The sequence below is a fragment of the Allobosea sp. P4_C6 genome (genome assembly GCF_056402015.1).
The window spans coordinates 1-16,869 of the sequence record NZ_JBFUIF010000058.1 but is presented as its reverse complement, the minus strand read 5'-3'; the positions used below and the strand labels follow the sequence as shown (position 1 = coordinate 16,869).

The following is a 16,869-nucleotide window of genomic DNA, read 5'->3' as shown; positions in this document are numbered from 1 at the left end:
TGATGCAGCAGCGTCGAATCCTGGCTGGGGATCGCCAGCGTCACGGCGGCGCCCGCAATCCGCTTGCCCCGAAGCACGAGCTGGATGCCACGATCCATGAAGCCCCAATGCCTGGAATGCCCGACCGTCGCGGTCTCGACGCGCTGGCGCTTGGCCACCAAGGCCGCGGAAAGCTGCGGCGGCATGTGGTCGACCAGATAGTCGGGCATCGGCGTCTCCGGGGAAGGCAGCAGGTCAAAGTGCGGTCTAGCTTGGCCAATGCCGGTGCGATCGCAAGCATGTTTTTTCACGAGCGGGCCAGGGTGCCGTTGCGGCACTACCCAACCGTGCAAGACCGATCGCACCAAGCAAGCGGCCGTTCCCCACGATCATCCCCGGATTGCTGGCGAAGGGCGGAAAGCCGGTCATGGCTCTGGGCGTCATGGGGGGCCAATACCAGGCGACCGCCATGGCTTCTAAGCTGCTCTAGCGGCAGGGGCGGCGCATGGCGGCGGCGCCACAGATCCTGTTGTAGGGGCGGCCGAGCCGTCTGAGGATCGAGGGGTCACTATCGATCTCTACGACAACACGCGCATCGCGGTGGCGAAGATCTACGGCGACGGCAAGCGCGAGCGAACCCGCGCCTTCACCGAACTGGTCAGCCATTACCTGTTCCGGGACCGCTTCGGCCGTCCCGGATTTCCGTCGTCTAGGCTCGCGCAGTCCGCAGACGAACATCACTGACATCTGCGGGCTGAGAGCAATCGAGTATGCTGTTTCCGTCAGCCTTGCAGCGCCCAGTCTGCAACCTCCCAGCGATGTTGTCCCCGATCAGAGACGATCCGGCCGAGGCCTGGGAAGGGCATGTGGGTTGCGGCGATGAGTGCGCCTTCTGACGCGGCAAGCGGGAAGAAGCGATCCCGCATCGTCTTAGCCGCGACGCGATCTTGCTCGAACAGAAAGCTCACATCGGTCGCAACCGGATGCACCACGGGAAAGAGCATGTCGGACACCATGATCAGGCTCTGGCCGGCATCTTCGATTCGTACGCCGATATGCCCGGGCGTGTGGCCGGTGAGATCGACGATGGAGATGCCGCGTGTGTCCGATGAAGCGCCAGCGCGGCCTGCTGTTCGACCGACTTGATYGGAACAAAGCGCATGGTCGGGCGCGTGACCGCCTCGCAGATCGCCTCCGCATCAGCGRCGTCGGTCTTGCCCCGCTTCACGTATGGCTTGACGTAGGCCGGAGGCATCAACCGCACGGTATGACCCAGACTAGTAAGCTCCCGCGCCCAGTGATGGCTTGGTGCCGCAGGCCTCCATGCCGACCAGGCAGGGAGGGAGCAAGCTTGCGGAAGAAGGGCATGACCTGAGCTCGCCTCAGCGCTCGTCGGGCGAGGACCTCTCCTGTTCCGCTGATAGCGTGCACCTGGAAGACATTCTTGGCCAAGTCGATGCCGACAGTCGTGATCTCCATCGTGGTCGCTCCAAGCTCGTGCTGCGTGACAGCACCACTGTGGCGCTGCAACGCCGGGAGCGGGAGCCATCCACCCCCATCTGCTTTCTGACAATGAAATCTGGTGAGCGGCAGCGAAGCCTTATCTAGACGGCTTGGATCGGACTCGGCCTTGCAAAATGGCAGGCTGCTGCATGTCCAGAGGCCACGGCTATCAACTCCGGTCGCTCAGTCCGGCAGCGAGCAACCGCTATCGGGCAGCGGCTGTGGAAGGCGCAGCCGCTCGGCGCGTTGCTCGGGTTGGGAACATCACCGCTCAGAACGATCTGCCGCCTCGGCGCGTCCGGATCCGGGTTGGGCGCGGCGGAAAGGAGCGCCTGGGTGTAGGGATGGTGAGGCGTGTCGTAGACCAGACGTTTGGGGCCGATCTCGACGATGCGACCCAGATACATTACGGCCACTCTCGTCGCGATATGGCGCACGACGGCGAGATCATGGGCGATGAATAGGTAGGTCAGGTCCCGGCTTTCCTGAAGGTCCTGCATGAGGTTGATCACCTGGGCCTGAACCGAAACGTCGAGGGCGGAGACCGGCTCGTCGGCCACGATGAAAGACGGGCCGGCCGCAATCGCCCTGGCGATGCCGATCCTCTGCCGCTGACCGCCTGAGAACTGGCGCGGATAGCGGTCCATGACGGACGTCGATAAGCCGACCTGATGCAGGAGTTGCGCGACCATCTCGCGCCGCGCCGGGCGTGAGGGCGCCAGTCCGAAGGCGTCGATCGGTTCGGCGACGATGTCGGCGATACTACGGCGCGGGCTTAGCGAGCCGAACGGATCCTGAAAGACCATCTGCATGCGCCGCCGCATCTCGCGCAGGGGGCGCGCGCCGAGCTTGGTCAGGCTGACCCCTTCAAAAAGCACCTCGCCGCCGCTTGGCGGGATCAACTGAAGGATAAGCCGGCCAAGGGTCGATTTTCCGCACCCCGACTCGCCGACCAGCGCCATGGTCTCGCCGCGCTTGATGTCGAAGGATACGCCATCGACGGCGCGTACATCCTTCGTGGTTCGCCCGAGGCCGAGGCCGGCCCTGGCGCTGAAGACCTTCCAGAGGTCCGTGACCGACAGGAGCGTATCGTTCATCGGCTCAGCGCCTCCGACCTGGACGGCGCGGCCGCCTCCTGCACCAGCCAGCAGGCGGCCTCGTGCCCGGGCCCGATACGCGCTGCCGGGGGACGGTCGACCGAGCAGCGCGGGAGCCTGTCGGCGCAACGCGTGTGGAAGGCGCAGCCGGCGCGCAGCGGCCCAGGCGGCGGCACGTTGCCCGGGATCTGGTGGAGGCGCCGCCGCTCCTCGTCGAGCCGCGGGATCGATTGCAGCAGCGCTCGCGTGTAGGGGTGGGACGGCCTGCGGAAGATGTCGCGCACGCTGCCGGTTTCGACGACCCGGCCCGCATACATGACGACGACGCGTTGGCAGGACTCGGCCACGACGCCGAGGTCATGCGTGATCAGGAGCGTCGCCGTTCCCAACCTTGCCTTGAGGTCGCGTAGGAGCGCCAGGACCTGAGCCTGGATGGTGACGTCGAGCGCCGTCGTGGGTTCGTCGGCGATTAGCAGCCGCGGATTGCAGGCGAGCGCCATTGCGATCATCACGCGCTGGCGCATGCCGCCGGAGAACTGGTGCGGAAAGGCGTCGATCCTCTGTTCCGGGTCGGGAATGCCGACGAGCCCGAGAAGTTCGAGCACGCGCGACCGGCGCGCCGCCGCCCCGAGCGTCTGGTGCAGGAGGATAGCCTCGCCGATCTGGTCGCCGATGCGCATGACAGGGTTGAGCGAACTCATCGGCTCCTGGAAGATCATCGCGATGTCGCGGCCACGGATCTCGGGAAGCCGATCGCGAGGCAGGGCGGTCAGATCGATGCCGTCGAGCAGCACCCTACCGCCCGCGAGGTGGCTCGGCGGCTCCGGCACAAGGCGTAGGATCGAGAGGGCCGTGATCGACTTGCCCGAGCCTGACTCCCCCACCAGGCCGACCGTCTCTCCCGCCTCGATCTCGAAGCTGACCTCATCGACGACACGCAGCCGCGCGCCCTTCGGACCGAATTCGACGCTGAGCCCTTCGACCCGCAGCAGCACGCGTGGCTCGCCGATAGCGTTCACGACGAAATCTCCGGATCGAGCACGTCGCGAATGGTGTCGCCCAGCAGGTTGAACGCGAGGACGACGCCAGTGATGGCCAGGCCAGCGCCGATCACGGGCCAGGGCGAACCAAACAGGTTGTTGAGCCCGTCGCGGATGATGTTGCCCCAGCTCGGCTGGGGCGCCTGCGTGCCGAGGCCCAGAAAGCTCAGCGAAGCCTCGAGTCGGATGGCGGACGCCGTCCACAAAGTCATCAGCACCACTACGGGCGCGGCGATGTTGGGAATGATGTGGCGCAGGATGATGCGAAACCTGGTGACGCCGGAGGCGACAGCCGCCTCGACATACGGCTCGGCCCGCACCGTCATGGTCTGCGCCCTAGCGACGCGCGCAAAGTTCGGGACGAATGCCGCTGCGAGCACGATCACGATGTTCCAGAACCCGCCGCCCAGGGCCGCGGCGATGATGATGGCGAGGAGCAGTTCGGGAAAGGAAATGAGCAGATCGATGACCCGCGAGATGATCCGGTCGACAAGGCCCCCGAAGAAACCGGCGACGACGCCCAGGGTAGTGCCGATGATCGCAGCTAGAAACGGTGCTAGCACGCCGATGATGAGGGAGTTCCGGGAGCCGTAGAGTATCCGCGACAACACATCCCGGCCGAACTGGTCTGTACCGAGCCAATGCTCCCATGACGGCACGCGGTTGATCTTGACGTAGCTCTGCGCGAGCGGATTGTAGGGCGAGAGCAGCGGCGCGAAGGTCGCGATCAGGACGAAGACCGCGATCAGTGCGACAGCCGCCATGGTGCCGGGCCTGTCCAAAACGACCCGCCGGGCGATGGCGAGGCGGGACGGCTCGGGCGCGATCGTATCGATCTGGCCTGCGGCAAACGTCATGCCTGTATCCTCAGCCTGGGATCGACGGCGATGTAGAGCAGGTCGATCATGAGGTTCACGCCCACCACGAGCAGTGCGAACACGATGATGCCGCCCTGGATGACCGCGTAGTCGCGTTCGCTGATCGCCCCGATGAGCAGGGTCCCGAGGCCTGGCCGGTTGAACACCAGTTCCACCGCGACGGAGCCCGACAGCGTGGCGAGCAGACTGATGCCGAGACCGGTCGTCAGCGGCAGCAGCGCATTGCGCAGCGCGTGGCGATAGATGACGCGGCCCTCGCGCGCACCCTTGGCCCGGGCCGTGCGGACATAGTCCTTGCCGAAGACCTCGAGCAGCGAGGTCCGCGTGAGCTTGCCGATGAAGGCCGCCTTGAGGAAGGCCAGTGTGACCGCAGGCAGCATGATGTGATGCATGCGGTCCCAGAATCCCTGGCCGCCGCCACTGATCGGGAATAGTCCGAGATTCAGCGAGAGCGCGATGAGCAGCAGCGCCCCAAGATAGAAGTCCGGCACCGCGTAGCCGACGAGGGAGAACAGGCGCACGCCGGAATCGGCCAGCCTGTTGCGGTGCGTCGCAGCAAGCACCCCAAGCGGCACGCCAATCGTCACGCCGATCAGCGTCGCCACGATGGTCAACTCGATCGTGAAGGGCAGGGCGTTGGCCAGAAGCGTCACCACCGGCTGGTTGTGCAGCAGTGAGCGCCCGAGGTCGAAAGTCAGCACACCTGCCAGAAAGTCGAGATACTGGCGCCAGAGCGGCATGTTGAGCCCGAAATGCTCGCGGAAGGCCGCGAGCTGTTCGGGCAACGCGTTGTCGCCGAGGGCGGCGAGGGCCGGATCGCCCGGCAGAATCCGCATCGCTCCGAAGACGAGGGTCAGGACGAGCAGAACCGTCGGCAACGCATCAAAGAGGCGTCTCAGCAGAAATTGACCCATCTCACCCTCGCTCCTCAGACGCGCTTTGTGGCGCGGTGGAAGCGCCAGCGTGCGTAGCCACCCTTCACCTCGTAGCCGAGATCGACATTGCCCCGGCGCGCGACGGTGAAGGAGAGGGTCGACAGGCCGATGAGCGGAAGGTCGCGCAGGACCTGCAGCTCGATCTGCCGGCAGATCGCTTCGTAGTCCTTAAAGCTTGCCGTGTTCAGGGCCTTGTCGAGCAGGCCGTCGATTCCGGGCATGGCGACGCCGTAATGGCTGTAGTTTCCGCCTCCGGTTCCGTCGGCCGTGACCAGCGAGGCCTTGGCGAGCTGCTGCTGGTAGAGCTGCGTCGGGATCGGCGGATAGCTCGACGAGTGCATCGCCAGCGTGTTTTTGTCGGAGCGGTTGTCGGCATGATAGGCTGTGTGATCCCCGATCTTGAGATCCATGTTGAAGCCGGCCTCGCGCAGCTGCTCCTGCACGATTAGCATGGTCGAAGCATAGTCCTCGCGGCGGCTGCTGTTGGCGGAGAAGGCGATGCCGTTGGGAAATCCGGCCTCCACAAGGAGCTGGCGCGCCCGGCGCGGATCATGCGGATAGCGCAGCTCCGGCGGCAATTCCTCGGTGGTGAAGCCGGCGGGGAAGCCGGCTGGCTGGAGGCAGGCCAGAACGCCGCCCATCGGCGCCAGTGCCTGCGACACGGCCGGCCGGTTGATGGCATGCATCAGCGCCTGGCGGACCTTGAGGTTGCCGAAAGGCTGGCGGGTCAGGTTGACATGCAGCGTGTTGAACGAGCCCGGGGCGGTCATGTCCATCTTGACGGTGCGGTCGCGCTGCAGGATCGAGTCGACCCACCCCGGCGCGCGGACGGCTTCCATCATGTCGATCTTGCCAGCGAGCAAAGCGAGCGTGCGGGCGGTCGTGTCGGCAATATAGAGGCACTCGACATTGCCGATTTTGGCCTTCTGGCCCCAATAGCCCTCATGGCGCTTGAGGATCACCGCGCCATTGGGGTCGAACTTGGCGAGTTCGTAAGGTCCCGTCCCGACTGCGTCGGTGGCGAAGCGTTCCCCGAGTTCCAGCGCGGCTTTCTTGGAGACGATCGATGTGTTGTTGCTGAAGGCGATCGAGCCGAGAAACAGCGCATCGGGGCCCTTGAGCCTGACGACCACGCCATGGCGGCCGTCCGGCTGGACGTCGGCGATGTTCGACAGAACGGTGGTATTCGTGCCGCTTTTGATGGCGCGTTCGTACGAGAATACCACGTCCTCGGAGGTCATCTCGCCGTAGCCTTTGTGGAACTGCACACCCTCGCGAAGCTTGAAGCGCCAGGTCAGCGCGTCGTCCGACTGTGTCCAACTCGTCGCCAGCGTGGGGATGTTGTCTTCCGGCTTGACCGCGAAGCGGCCGTCGTCGGGCCGGACAAGCTGTTCGTACATCTGTTCGGTGGCCCAATTGTCCGACCCCTGCGTGGTCAAGTTGGGATCGGTATGCCGCGGCCGCGCGGCCGCGATGCCGATGCGCAGGACGTCGGCTTCCTGAGCGTGCGACGAGGAGAGCCCAGCGACGCTCGCCGCGAAGACGGCCGTCCCGAGCTTGAGAACTTCACGACGGTCCATGGGTTTCCCTCCTGTTGAACGGCTGTTTGTCAGACCGTTTTACGTCTGAGTTCGCCATCGTTGATGGAAATTCCCAGCCCGGGCCCGTCCGGGATGGTGAAGCGCCCGTCCTGAGGCCTCGGCAGATCGGGAAAGGCTGCGTCCATGCGACCCGAACCATCGGCATACTCCGCAGGCTTGGTGAGATGCATGATCGCGCCAAGGACGTGTAGGTTGGCAACATGGCCGATGGTGGGCTGGGTCTGGTGCGGCACAAGTTCGACGCCATGCGCGAAGCAGACGGCCGCGCACTGCATCAGGCCGGTGATGCCGCCCATCTTGACGATGTCGGGCTGGACCATGCGAACGCCCGCGTTGATGATGTCGACGAGGGCCTGGAGCGTGTAGGTCTGCTCCGCTGCCGAAACGGTGATGTCGAGCCGCTGCGCGACCTCGCCCATATTGCGCACGTCATAATGCTGGACGGGCTCCTCGAACCAGACATAGCCGAGGTCTTCGAGCGCCCGGCCGACCCTGATCGCGCCGCCGACCGAGTAGCCATTGTTGGCGTCGAAGGCGAGGGGGAAGTCCTCGCCGACGAGATTACGCACCGCCGTAGCTTTCGCGATGTCGCCGGGAATGTCCATGTCGAGCTTGGAGCGATCGCCGTCGCGCCGGACCTTGATGGCGGAGGGCGTCTCGCGCCGAAATCTCCCTTCGACCACTTTCAGCACCTCGTCGACCGTGCGGTTGGCATTGCCCCCGATCGACGAATAGAAGGCGACATCCCGGCGCCATGCCCCGCCAAGCAACTTCGCGATTGGCAGGCCCAGCACCTTTCCCTTGATGTCCCACAGCGCGATATCTACGGCCGCCAGCGCGCCGGTCAGCGCGCCTTCAGGGCCCAGTTTTATATTCTTGTGAAAGAATCGGTCATGCAGCACCGCCTGATCGAACGCGTCGGCTCCGACGAGGCCGGGGGCGATGTCACGCGCGATGATGCCGAGCGAGTGCAGCCCGCCCTGCATTGGGGAAGCCTCGCCATAGCCCACCACGCCATCGCTGGTCGTGATCCGAACGAAGGCGCTGCGGCTCCCCGCAGGATCCTCTGGCGACCATGCCACCTGAAACGGCTCGACGCTTTTTATCGTCGCTAGCGCTTGCACGATATCGGCCTCCCATTGCGGGAGGAGCCTCGAAGAACGGCGAATGCGGTCAGTGCTGCTGCCGGGCGCGTCTCGCCGCCAAGGCAGTTCCAGCCTCAGGCCTCATGCTGCCATCGCTCTCCGCTCCCCACGTTTCCATCCGTTTCTCTGCTTCTTTTTGGCGTTCCAGGCGTCAAGCGCCGGCTCGCTTGAAATTGATCTGACCACATCTCGACTTGAGCGGGCAAAGCACGCATCGCGTGCATCACGCGGCTCGCTGCGTATAAAGCTGCGTGCGCCTGAACAGCGCGGCCGGCCGGCCGTCGGCCAGCACCAGTTCTTCGGTGACGACATAATTCTTGCCGCGCCGCTCGAAGGTCTCGCTGATCACGCTCGACGTCTCGAAACGCATACCGGCGGCAACGGGCGCGAAGTGCCGTGCCTCGCAGCCGGTCAGCACCACCGGTCCCGGCCAGCGATAGCTCGCATTCACTTCGAACATGGCACGACGCATCAGGAATCCGGGATGGGCGAGGCCCTGCGTCTCGTAGATCGGGTGCCGCTCGGCGAAGGCCGCGCGCGACGTGGCAATGTCATCTTGAGTGAGGACGGCTCCCGCCGTCGTACCGCGCAGACCGACCATCTGCCTGCCATCACCGATCGCGGGGCGGTCGTCGGACACGGCGAGCATGGGCCATAGGGCGAGCGCAGGCGCGGGCACGGCGGCGGGAGGAGCGATCCAGCCATCGGCAACCAGCTGTCCGTCCGGCCCGTGCATAGCGAGCGCGAGTCGGTTCCCGTCGCTGTCGAGTGCCGCGTCGATGCCGACGTCGTCGCCATTGTAAACAGGGCGGCGGAAGGTCGCCGCCATCGCCCCCGTCTCGATCCAGGACCGGCCCCAAAGATCGACCGCGAGCCGGCTGAAATGGCCATACAGGAAGGCGCCGGGCACGAGCGCGGCGCGATAGCCCATGCGCTTGGCCACTTCGTCGTCATGGACGCTGCCACGGTAACGCGGACTGTCGTCCAGTCGGATGGTGAGCGTGACAGGTTCGGGACGGGTCATCAGCATGTCGCGCCCTCAGAAGCCCGGCAACGGCCGCGTCGCGGTCGCATTCGCGGCCCAGGCATGCGCGATTTCATGGGGCGCGAGGCCGGCGATCCGGGCCAACACGTCTTCCGTGTGCTCTCCGAAGGCCGGCGCGGCACGGTGTTGGCTGCCAGGCGTGGCACTGAGATGGAAGGGCAGTCCCGGATGGCTATGCTCTCCCGCATCAGGATGGTGGAGCCGATGGAAGAAGCCGCGTTGGGACAAATGTGCGTCTTCGGCGATATCGCGCGGTGTCTGCACCGGCGCGGCGGGTACGCCGGCCCGCTGGAGGCGCTCCGCGAGCGCGTGCCGGTCCTGCGGCGCGGTCCGGCCCGCAATCAGAGCCGCGAGCTCGTCCTCATGGTGCTTGCGGGCCGCCAGCGAGACGAAACGCGGGTCGCCGATCAGCTCCGGACGATCGATCACGCGGCACAGCGAGGCCCACTCCGTCTCGTCGCGGACGGCAATCGCGATCCATGAGTCCAGCCCGGCGCATGGAAAGGCATCGTGGGGCGACGCGTGCTCGACCCGGTTGCCGTTCCTGCCAGGGTCGCGTCCGGTTTCGGCCGCGGCCAGGATTTCACCGCCGATGAAGTGCATCGCGGCCTCGACCTGGGGCACCTCGATCTGCTGGCCTTCACCCGTGCGCTGGCGGTGGATGAGAGCGGTGAGAACGGCGGCGGCCGTGTTGAAGCCGCCGATCGGGTCAAGATAGGACGGTCCTGTAGTCTCGGGCTGCGCGTCGCGATAGCCTACGAGGCTCGACATCCCCGCCGCCATCTCCATGGTCGGCCCAAGCGCCGCATGGTTCGCCAGCGGCCCGTGGACGCCGAAGGCCGGCAATTCCGCCACGATGATGTCAGGCCGCACCTCCCGGAGGCTATCATAGTCGAGCCCCAGCTTCGCCAGCGTGCCCGGGCGGAAATTGCAGATGACGACATCGCAGGCCACGGCCAGCCGCTTGGCGATCTCACGGCCTTCGCCGGTCTTGAGGTCGAGGATGCACGACAGCTTGTTAACGTTCTGCGAGTTGAACAGGAACGAACGGTCGTAAGGGCGCTCGCCCGGCTCACCCTCCGGGAAGTTGTCCGGGTTGGGCTTTTCCTTGTTGAGCCGCCAGGAGTTCACCCGATTAGGCGACTCGATGTGGATGCACTCGGCGCCGAGGAAGCCGAGCACGCGGCCGGCCATCGGCCCGGCCCAGGCCGTCGTCAGTTCCAGCACGCGCAGCCCGGCGAGAGGCCCTGAACCGGTTGCCGCCACCTGCCGCGGCGAGGTCCTGACCGGGGCCGGTTGGGGGATCGTCGCTGGCTCGGCCCGCCTCTGGCCCAGCGCCGGAGCCCCTCCCATCACGCGGCGGGGCGTGCGCGAGAGTCTGAAGGGAGGCCCCAGGATCGGTTGTCCATCGGGCAGCCGTTCCCAGTAGCCGCGTTCGAGCAGGTGCTTTTGGCGCGGCAGCTCGGTGAGACGATAGGATTTGGCCGCGATGACGTCCGCCCGCTGAAGCTCGTCGACCAGCGCCTCGGCCTCCCGATCAGCGAGATGGATCTGGACGATCTCGAAAAGCTGTGCCCAGTTCTGGCGTCTGATCGCTGGATCGGCGAAGCGCGCATCGTCGGTCAGGTGTTCGAGACCGACTGTCTCGCAAAAGCGAGGCCAGCGATGGTTGTAGATCCATATGCAGACCCAGCCGTCGCGACACTGGACCTGGCCGCAGGGGTTAGTGATGTCCCCGCGACGGCGGAGCGTCCTGCTGTAGATGTGTTGGAAGGCGTAGGGAAAGCACATGGCCGCGGCTGTCTCGGCGGCCGAGATCTCGACATGCTGCCCGCGCCCGGACGTGCCGCGCGCCAGCAGGGCTGCGGCAACACCGATATGGGCCGCGAGGCCCGCCGCGTAAGAGGAGCGCTCGCCGCAGCCATAAAGCGGCTCGCGCCCTTCCGCGCCATTGTTGAACATCATGCCCGATAACGCCTGGATGACGATTTCGGGACCCTGCCAGCCGGCGCGGGGGCCATCGCGGCCGAATGGCGTGATCTCGACCGTTACGGCAGATTCCGGCAAGGGCAGTGCTGACTGGCTCATAGAGGGGCCCAAGATGGCGACATCGGTGGAGGCGAAGAGCTCGTGCCGCTGCTCCCGGGACAATGCATCGAGTACGATGGACGACTTGCCTGAATTGAGATGCAGAAAGGTCAGCGACGTGTCGCTGCCCATGGACATCGGCGACTGAGACCTGAGCGCCGAGCCGCTAGCGGGCTCGATGAGGGCGACATCCGCACCGAAATCCGCAAGCAACCGCGAGCAGTATTGGCCCGCGATCGATTCAGACAGGTCCAGCACGCGGATGCCATGCAACGCAGGGTGCGGCATGTCGTCAGATCCTCCCGCCTCGCGATCCGGGCATTTAGCGGCCCCGAGTTGGCGAGAGCCTAGCGCGGGCTGAATTGTCATTCAAGACGTTTTCGATCATCTCTGGAATTAATCCACGCTTCATCCAGAATCGGTGCTTCTCTGATCAAAAGCGGCACTGTGGCGCAGTAGATGGCATGAAAAATTCAGCAAATTTCGGAATGCTCGTTGATTACGACGAATCAATCTCTTGCATCAATGATGCAAACGTGTTTCAGAATGGCCATGAGCGAACGGACTTTGACATCGCGCGATCTGGCGCAGCTTATCGGCGTCAGCCAATCGGCCGTCTCGCGCGCCTTCACGCCCGGTGCGTCGATCTCGCCGCGGTTGCGCGCTCGCGTGCTCTCGGCGGCCGAACGCCTCGGTTACAGCCCGAGCCCCGAGCGAACCCTCTCTGGTCAATCGCGCGATATCGTCGGACTTGTGATCTCGGATTTGAGGAATCCGTTCTATTCCGTGTTGCTCGAGCGCATGACCCAGGCGCTCCAGGAGGCAAGGCTCCAGACGCTGCTGTTTAACATCACGCTCGGCGCCGACGTGAAGCAGCAGCTCGCGGCGCTGAAACTGCACCATGTCTCGTCGGTGATCGTGATCTCGGCGACGGTGCTGTCCGCCAGGGATCTGCTCTGGGCAGYCGAGGGGCGCCAGATGCTTCTGGTGAACCGGGTGGCGGCTGAGACGGACCTTCCGTCGGTCTCATGCGACAGCGTGGCGGGCGCTCGCGCCGTCGCTGACCATTTCCACGATCTCGGCGTACGCAAGGTCGCTTATATCGGGGGGCTCGCGCATACGGTAATCGCCCGCGAGAGGCGGGATGCGTTCATCACGCGGATCGCCGAGCATGGCATGACGCTGACCGACGCGTTGAGCGCCGGCGAATACAGCTACATGGCCGGATGGAAAGCGGCGCATCACCTGTCAAGCGCGAGYCGACCCGAGGCTGTCTTCTTCGCCAACGACATCCTCGCGGTCGGCGGCATGGACGCCTTGCGCGACGAGCGCGGGTTGAACATCCCCCGGGACATTGCGGTGGCTGGCTTCGACGACATTGCGATGTCGTCCTGGCCCCATTACCAGCTCACGACAATTCAGCACCCGATCGACAGAATCGTGGAGGAGGCGATCACGCGGGCGATGCCAGATTCCACGCCGTGGGCTGGACCTCTGGACCTGCGCTTCCCCGGCACGCTGGTGAAGCGGTCGTCAACACATTGGAACCCTGAGGCGCCGCCGATAACTGTATGAGACAGGTCATCTGCCAGCCGACGGCCCTGAGCTGCTCCTGTGGCAACTCGAAATGGACCACTCTGGGATCGATCATATCGACGTTCGCACCGGGCTTGCCGGGACCGGTGGTCGAAGGATCCTTGTCCGCTCCACCGTTACCAGATGTCCGGACGACCTGAGCTCTTGGATGCCTCGACGATCCGAAGCAGTTGATTTTCCGTCAATCGCTAGGAAGTGTCGGCGCGAGAGGCAATATACCCCGACATCAAGCCGTACAATTAGATGCCTACTTGAGAAGCATGGTCTGTTGAAGATGCTGAAAGAATAGATACAATTGCACAGATAGCAGCGATGACGCGCACCYGAAAACTCACCAAAGAAAGGGGCGAGCGGTCAAGCTTGGATTTGGCATCGCTGCCCTTGACGCATTCGTCCACGCGCGCGGGGGAGTTGCGACCTGCCGTTGCGCGCTCCGCGATCAAGGCAGATTGTCCCTGAGGAAAATGTCGATCCCGATGTGTTCCTGATCCGGCACCAGCTGGTCGCCGGAGCAATGCGCCAGCAGCACGCGCGCCGCCGAGCGCGCCTCGTGCCCGGGATTCTGGCTGATGATCGCATCGACCTCGCCATGCAGCAGGAAGCGCCGCGTATGCGGCGTCAGTTCATGTGCGATCCAGACGATCTCCTGGGCGCGCCCGGCTTCCTGCAGCGCCGCCGCGACGCCGCGACTGCCGGCGCCGACATTGTAGAGGCCGACGAGATGGTCATGCCGCTCCAGCAACGCCTTTGTGCCGGCAAGCGTCAATTCGTTGTCGTCGCGGCCCTGCACCACCGGCAGCATGGTCAGGTTGGGATACTCGCCCGCCATCACCTGGTTGAAGCCGTAGAGGCGCTCGGCGTGGTCGCGCAGCGACAGCGAGCCCGCGATCACGCCGACGGTGCCTTGGCGTCCACGCAGGAAACGGCCCATGAGATTGGCCGCCGTGCGCCCGGCGGCCGGATTGTCGATGCCGACATAATGCAGGCGCCGCGCGCTCGGCACGTCGGAGACGAGCGTCACGACGGGGACGCCGCGATCGGCGAGATCGTCGATGGCGGCACGCACGCGCGGATGATCGAGCGCGATCGTGGCGACGCCGTGATAGCCCGGCAGGAGATTTTCCAGCACGCGCGCCAAGGCGTCGGCATCAAAGACGTCGACATATTCGACGTCGATGAAGGCACGTTGGGCGGCCAGCCAATCGGCGGTGCGCGCAACCTGGTCGCCCAGCAGGGTCATGAAGCTGTTGGCGCCGCTGGGCAGGACGAAGAGGAAGCGGAAGCTCTGGTTGCGGGCCAGGCGGGCGGCGGCGGGGTCCGGCCTGTAGCCGAGCAGCGAGACGGCGGCCTCGACCCGCGCGATCGTCTTGTCGCGCACGCCGTCGCGGCGGTTCACGACGCGGTCGGCGGTCGCGAGCGACACGCCCGCGGCACGCGCGACATCCTCGAGCGTCGCGCGGCCGATCAACCCTGCCTCGCCAGCTCCCATCAGCGCGCCGCCCAGAGCATCCCGCGCGTCAGCATCGTGCGGATCTCCGGCACGTCCAACTCATAGGCGCGGTGGCCGAGCGAACAGTAGAAGACGCGGCCGTCGCCGTAGCGCTTCTTCCAGACGACCGGCATCTCGACGCCGTCGATCCAGGACGCATGATCGCCATTGAACCGCGTCGTCGCCAGGACCTCGTTGGCCGGATCGACATGCATGTAATACTGCTCCGACCGATGCTCGAAACCGCTGATCCCGGCCATGATCGGGTCGTCCGGCCTCGTGATATCGACCTTGTAGTCGATGATGTTGCCGGGATGGGCAACCCACTGCCCGCCGCACATGAACTGGTAGTCCACAGAATCGCGGAAAGCATCGGCCATGCCACCATGATGGCCGGCGAGCCCGACACCGCCGCGCACGGCCTCGCACAGCGCCAGCGCCTCGGGCTTCTCGATCTTCGACATGGTGTAGATCGGCACGATCAGGGAGAGGTCGCGGATGCTCGGATCGAGGAAGACCTCGGTCGAGGTGTCGACCCGGACCTCGAAACCCTCCGCCTTGAGCCAACCGCGCATCATCGAGGCGCAGAGATCCGGGTCGTGACCCGCCCAGCCGCCCCACACTATCATCGCCTTGCGCATTCTCGTGATCCCCTGGTTCAATCAATCTGGCCGGTGGCACGGCCGGCGGGCATGGCAGCAGGCCGGTCGACGCGGCTTTCGATTTTGACCCGCCGGCCCTCATTGGACGATGTCTGGAACGCCTCCATCACCTCCAGCACATGGAAGGCGAGCTCGCCGCTGGCGCGATGCGGCCGGTTGCTCAGGAGCGAGGCGGCCATGTCCGCCACGCCGATCGAGCGGAACTCGCCATCGGCGTGACCATGGGAAAGGGGGATCGTTTCCCATGCGCCGCGCGGCTTGGCGATCTTGACCTCGCCGCCAAACTTATTGGGATCGGGCACCAGCAGACTCGCCTTGTCGCCATGGATCTCGATCGGCGAATGGCTGTGCTGGGGCACGTCGAAACTCATCGTGATCGAGACCACAGCTCCGTTGTCGAACTCCAATGTGCCCGCGACATGGGTGTCGACCTCGACGGGGATCAGCGCGCCCTTCATCGGCGGGCTGTTGACGAGCCGCTCGGAGCGCGGCCGCGCCGTCGAACCCACTACCCCTGCCACAGGCCCGAGCAGTTGCACGAGATCGGTGATGTAATAGGGCCCCATGTCGAGCATGGGTCCGCCGCCGCGCAGATAGTAGAAGCCCGGCGCCGGATGCCAGCTCTCATGGCCGGGGCAGCCGAAAAAGGCGCTGCCCGCCACCGGCTTGCCGATCGCTCCGTCGTCAATCAGCTTGCGTGCCGTCTGGTGGCCTCCGCCGAGGAAGGTGTCCGGGGCGCAGCCGACACGCAGGCCCTTCTGGGCCGCGAGCTCCATGACCTTGCGGGCCTCGACGGTGTTGATGCCGAGCGGCTTCTCGGAATGGACATGCTTGCCAGCGTTGAGGACCGCGAGGCTGACATCGGTATGGGCCAGCGGCACCGTGAGATTGACCACAATCTCGACATCGTCGCGCTTGAGCAACTGGTCGACGCGCAGGCCCGGCGCGCCGAATTCGGCGCCGCGCTTCTCGGCTGCGGCACTGCGCATATCCGCGACGGCCTTGAGCTCGACCATTGGGAAGTGCTTGAGCGCCTCCAGATATTTCGTGCTGATGTTGCCGCAGCCAATGATGCCTATCCCGACCTTGCGCATGCTCGTCTCCACAGATGTTGCCCGATGTCGGTTCGTTGAAACGGCGTCAGCCCTTGACCGCGCCGGCGGTAAGCCCCGCGACGATGTGCTTCTGCGCGAGGATGAAGAGCAGCACCGTCGGTAGCAAAGTGAGCGTGATGAACGCCAGGATCAGGTGCCATTCCGACGAGAATTCGCCCTGATAGATCATGATGCCGAGCGGCCAGGGATAAAGCTGCTCGGAGTTCAGCATCACCAGCGGCAGCAAATAGCTGTTCCAGCTATGGACGAAGGTGATGGTGCCGACCGTGGCGAGGATCGGCCGCGACAGCGGCAGGGTCACATGGCGGAAGAAGGCGAAATAGCTGCAGCCGTCGACCAGCGCCGCCTCCAGCAATTCATGCGGCAGGTCCTTAAAGAAGCGCCGCAGGAGCAAGATGCTCATGGCGAGGCCGAATGCGACCTGCGGCAGGATCACGCCGAAGTAATTATCCAGCAGGCCGAGATCGCGGACCTTGATGAACAGCGGCAGGATCGCCGTCGCGGCCGGAAACAGCAGCCCCATGGTGAGATAGCTCAGCAGCATCGAGGAGCCGAAGAAGCGGATATGGGCGAAGGCGAAGGCCGCCATCGAGGCCACGATCAGCGTCAGCAGAACGGTGAAGCCCGAAATCACGAACGAGTTCCACAGCATCTGCCAGTAGCGGCCGGAGAATAGGATGCCGGTGTAGTTCTGCC

14 protein-coding genes and 4 pseudogenes are annotated in these 16,869 nt (G+C 65.0%); 3 read left to right on the top strand and 15 right to left on the bottom strand.

Annotation, left to right across the window (positions count from 1 at the left end; translation table 11 throughout):
- Positions 1-209 (bottom strand): annotated as a pseudogene (locus tag AC1DVA_RS23915) (RraA family protein); the annotation flags it as partial.
- 86 nt (positions 210-295) lie between these two features.
- Between AC1DVA_RS23915 and AC1DVA_RS23910 the strand changes: the two are divergent.
- Both AC1DVA_RS23910 and AC1DVA_RS23905 read left to right on the top strand, forming a co-directional pair.
- Positions 296-469 (top strand): annotated as a pseudogene (locus AC1DVA_RS23910) (gamma-glutamyltransferase); the annotation flags it as partial.
- Positions 470-579: 110 nt separating this feature from the next.
- Positions 580-723, top strand: a complete 144-nt coding sequence (locus AC1DVA_RS23905; RefSeq protein WP_476807508.1) for a hypothetical protein — start codon at positions 580-582, stop codon at positions 721-723.
- A 38-nt stretch (positions 724-761) separates the two neighbouring features.
- Here AC1DVA_RS23905 and AC1DVA_RS23900 read toward each other — a convergent pair.
- The 10 genes and pseudogenes from AC1DVA_RS23900 to AC1DVA_RS23855 form a co-directional block, all read right to left on the bottom strand.
- Positions 762-1,079: pseudogene (locus AC1DVA_RS23900) on the bottom strand (MBL fold metallo-hydrolase); the annotation flags it as partial.
- Positions 1,080-1,081: 2 nt separating this feature from the next.
- Positions 1,082-1,458: pseudogene (locus AC1DVA_RS23895) on the bottom strand (IS110 family RNA-guided transposase); the annotation flags it as partial.
- Positions 1,459-1,583: 125 nt separating this feature from the next.
- A complete protein-coding gene (locus AC1DVA_RS23890) occupies positions 1,584-2,579 on the bottom strand; it encodes an ABC transporter ATP-binding protein (RefSeq protein WP_476807507.1) in 996 nt (331 codons plus the stop codon).
- The gene (locus AC1DVA_RS23885) at positions 2,576-3,598 is read right to left on the bottom strand and encodes an ABC transporter ATP-binding protein (RefSeq protein WP_476807506.1); all 1,023 of its coding nucleotides are present in this window, start codon (positions 3,596-3,598) and stop codon (positions 2,576-2,578) included. The genes AC1DVA_RS23890 and AC1DVA_RS23885 overlap by 4 nt, the downstream gene beginning before the upstream one ends.
- Complete coding sequence (locus tag AC1DVA_RS23880) at positions 3,595-4,476, bottom strand: ABC transporter permease (protein ID WP_476807505.1); 882 nt, start codon at positions 4,474-4,476, stop codon at positions 3,595-3,597. Before AC1DVA_RS23880 ends, AC1DVA_RS23885 begins: the two co-directional genes overlap by 4 nt.
- Positions 4,473-5,411: an ABC transporter permease gene (locus tag AC1DVA_RS23875; RefSeq protein ID WP_265055493.1), complete on the bottom strand. Its 939-nt coding sequence runs from the start codon at positions 5,409-5,411 to the stop codon at positions 4,473-4,475. The genes AC1DVA_RS23880 and AC1DVA_RS23875 overlap by 4 nt, the downstream gene beginning before the upstream one ends.
- Before the next feature lie 14 nt (positions 5,412-5,425).
- The gene (locus tag AC1DVA_RS23870) at positions 5,426-7,012 is read right to left on the bottom strand and encodes an ABC transporter substrate-binding protein (protein ID WP_265055492.1); all 1,587 of its coding nucleotides are present in this window, start codon (positions 7,010-7,012) and stop codon (positions 5,426-5,428) included.
- Positions 7,013-7,041: 29 nt separating this feature from the next.
- Positions 7,042-8,115 carry a mandelate racemase/muconate lactonizing enzyme family protein gene (locus AC1DVA_RS23865; protein ID WP_265055491.1) on the bottom strand — a complete coding sequence of 358 codons (1,074 nt, stop codon included), beginning with the start codon at positions 8,113-8,115 and terminating at the stop codon, positions 7,042-7,044.
- Positions 8,116-8,401: 286 nt separating this feature from the next.
- The gene (locus tag AC1DVA_RS23860) at positions 8,402-9,208 is read right to left on the bottom strand and encodes a hypothetical protein (protein ID WP_476807504.1); all 807 of its coding nucleotides are present in this window, start codon (positions 9,206-9,208) and stop codon (positions 8,402-8,404) included.
- Between the two features lie 9 nt (positions 9,209-9,217).
- Positions 9,218-11,599, bottom strand: a complete 2,382-nt coding sequence (locus AC1DVA_RS23855; protein ID WP_476807503.1) for a CaiB/BaiF CoA transferase family protein — start codon at positions 11,597-11,599, stop codon at positions 9,218-9,220.
- Between the two features lie 264 nt (positions 11,600-11,863).
- On the opposite strand from AC1DVA_RS23855, the gene AC1DVA_RS23850 reads away from it, so the two are divergent.
- On the top strand, positions 11,864-12,886 hold the full coding sequence (locus AC1DVA_RS23850) for a LacI family DNA-binding transcriptional regulator (RefSeq protein ID WP_476807502.1): 1,023 nt from the start codon (positions 11,864-11,866) through the stop codon (positions 12,884-12,886).
- 460 nt (positions 12,887-13,346) lie between these two features.
- Here the strand turns inward: AC1DVA_RS23850 and AC1DVA_RS23845 are convergent, their stop codons facing one another.
- The 4 genes from AC1DVA_RS23845 to AC1DVA_RS23830 form a co-directional block, all read right to left on the bottom strand.
- Complete coding sequence (locus AC1DVA_RS23845) at positions 13,347-14,396, bottom strand: LacI family DNA-binding transcriptional regulator (protein ID WP_476807501.1); 1,050 nt, start codon at positions 14,394-14,396, stop codon at positions 13,347-13,349.
- Entirely contained in the window at positions 14,396-15,037 is a 642-nt protein-coding gene (locus AC1DVA_RS23840) for a ThuA domain-containing protein (protein ID WP_265055485.1), read from the bottom strand. Before AC1DVA_RS23840 ends, AC1DVA_RS23845 begins: the two co-directional genes overlap by 1 nt.
- 17 nt (positions 15,038-15,054) lie before the next feature.
- Complete coding sequence (locus tag AC1DVA_RS23835; protein WP_265055484.1) at positions 15,055-16,152, bottom strand: Gfo/Idh/MocA family protein; 1,098 nt, start codon at positions 16,150-16,152, stop codon at positions 15,055-15,057.
- Positions 16,153-16,198: 46 nt separating this feature from the next.
- Positions 16,199-16,869, bottom strand: a 671-nt coding sequence (locus AC1DVA_RS23830) for a carbohydrate ABC transporter permease (RefSeq protein ID WP_476807500.1), incomplete at its 5' end; no start/stop codon positions are given.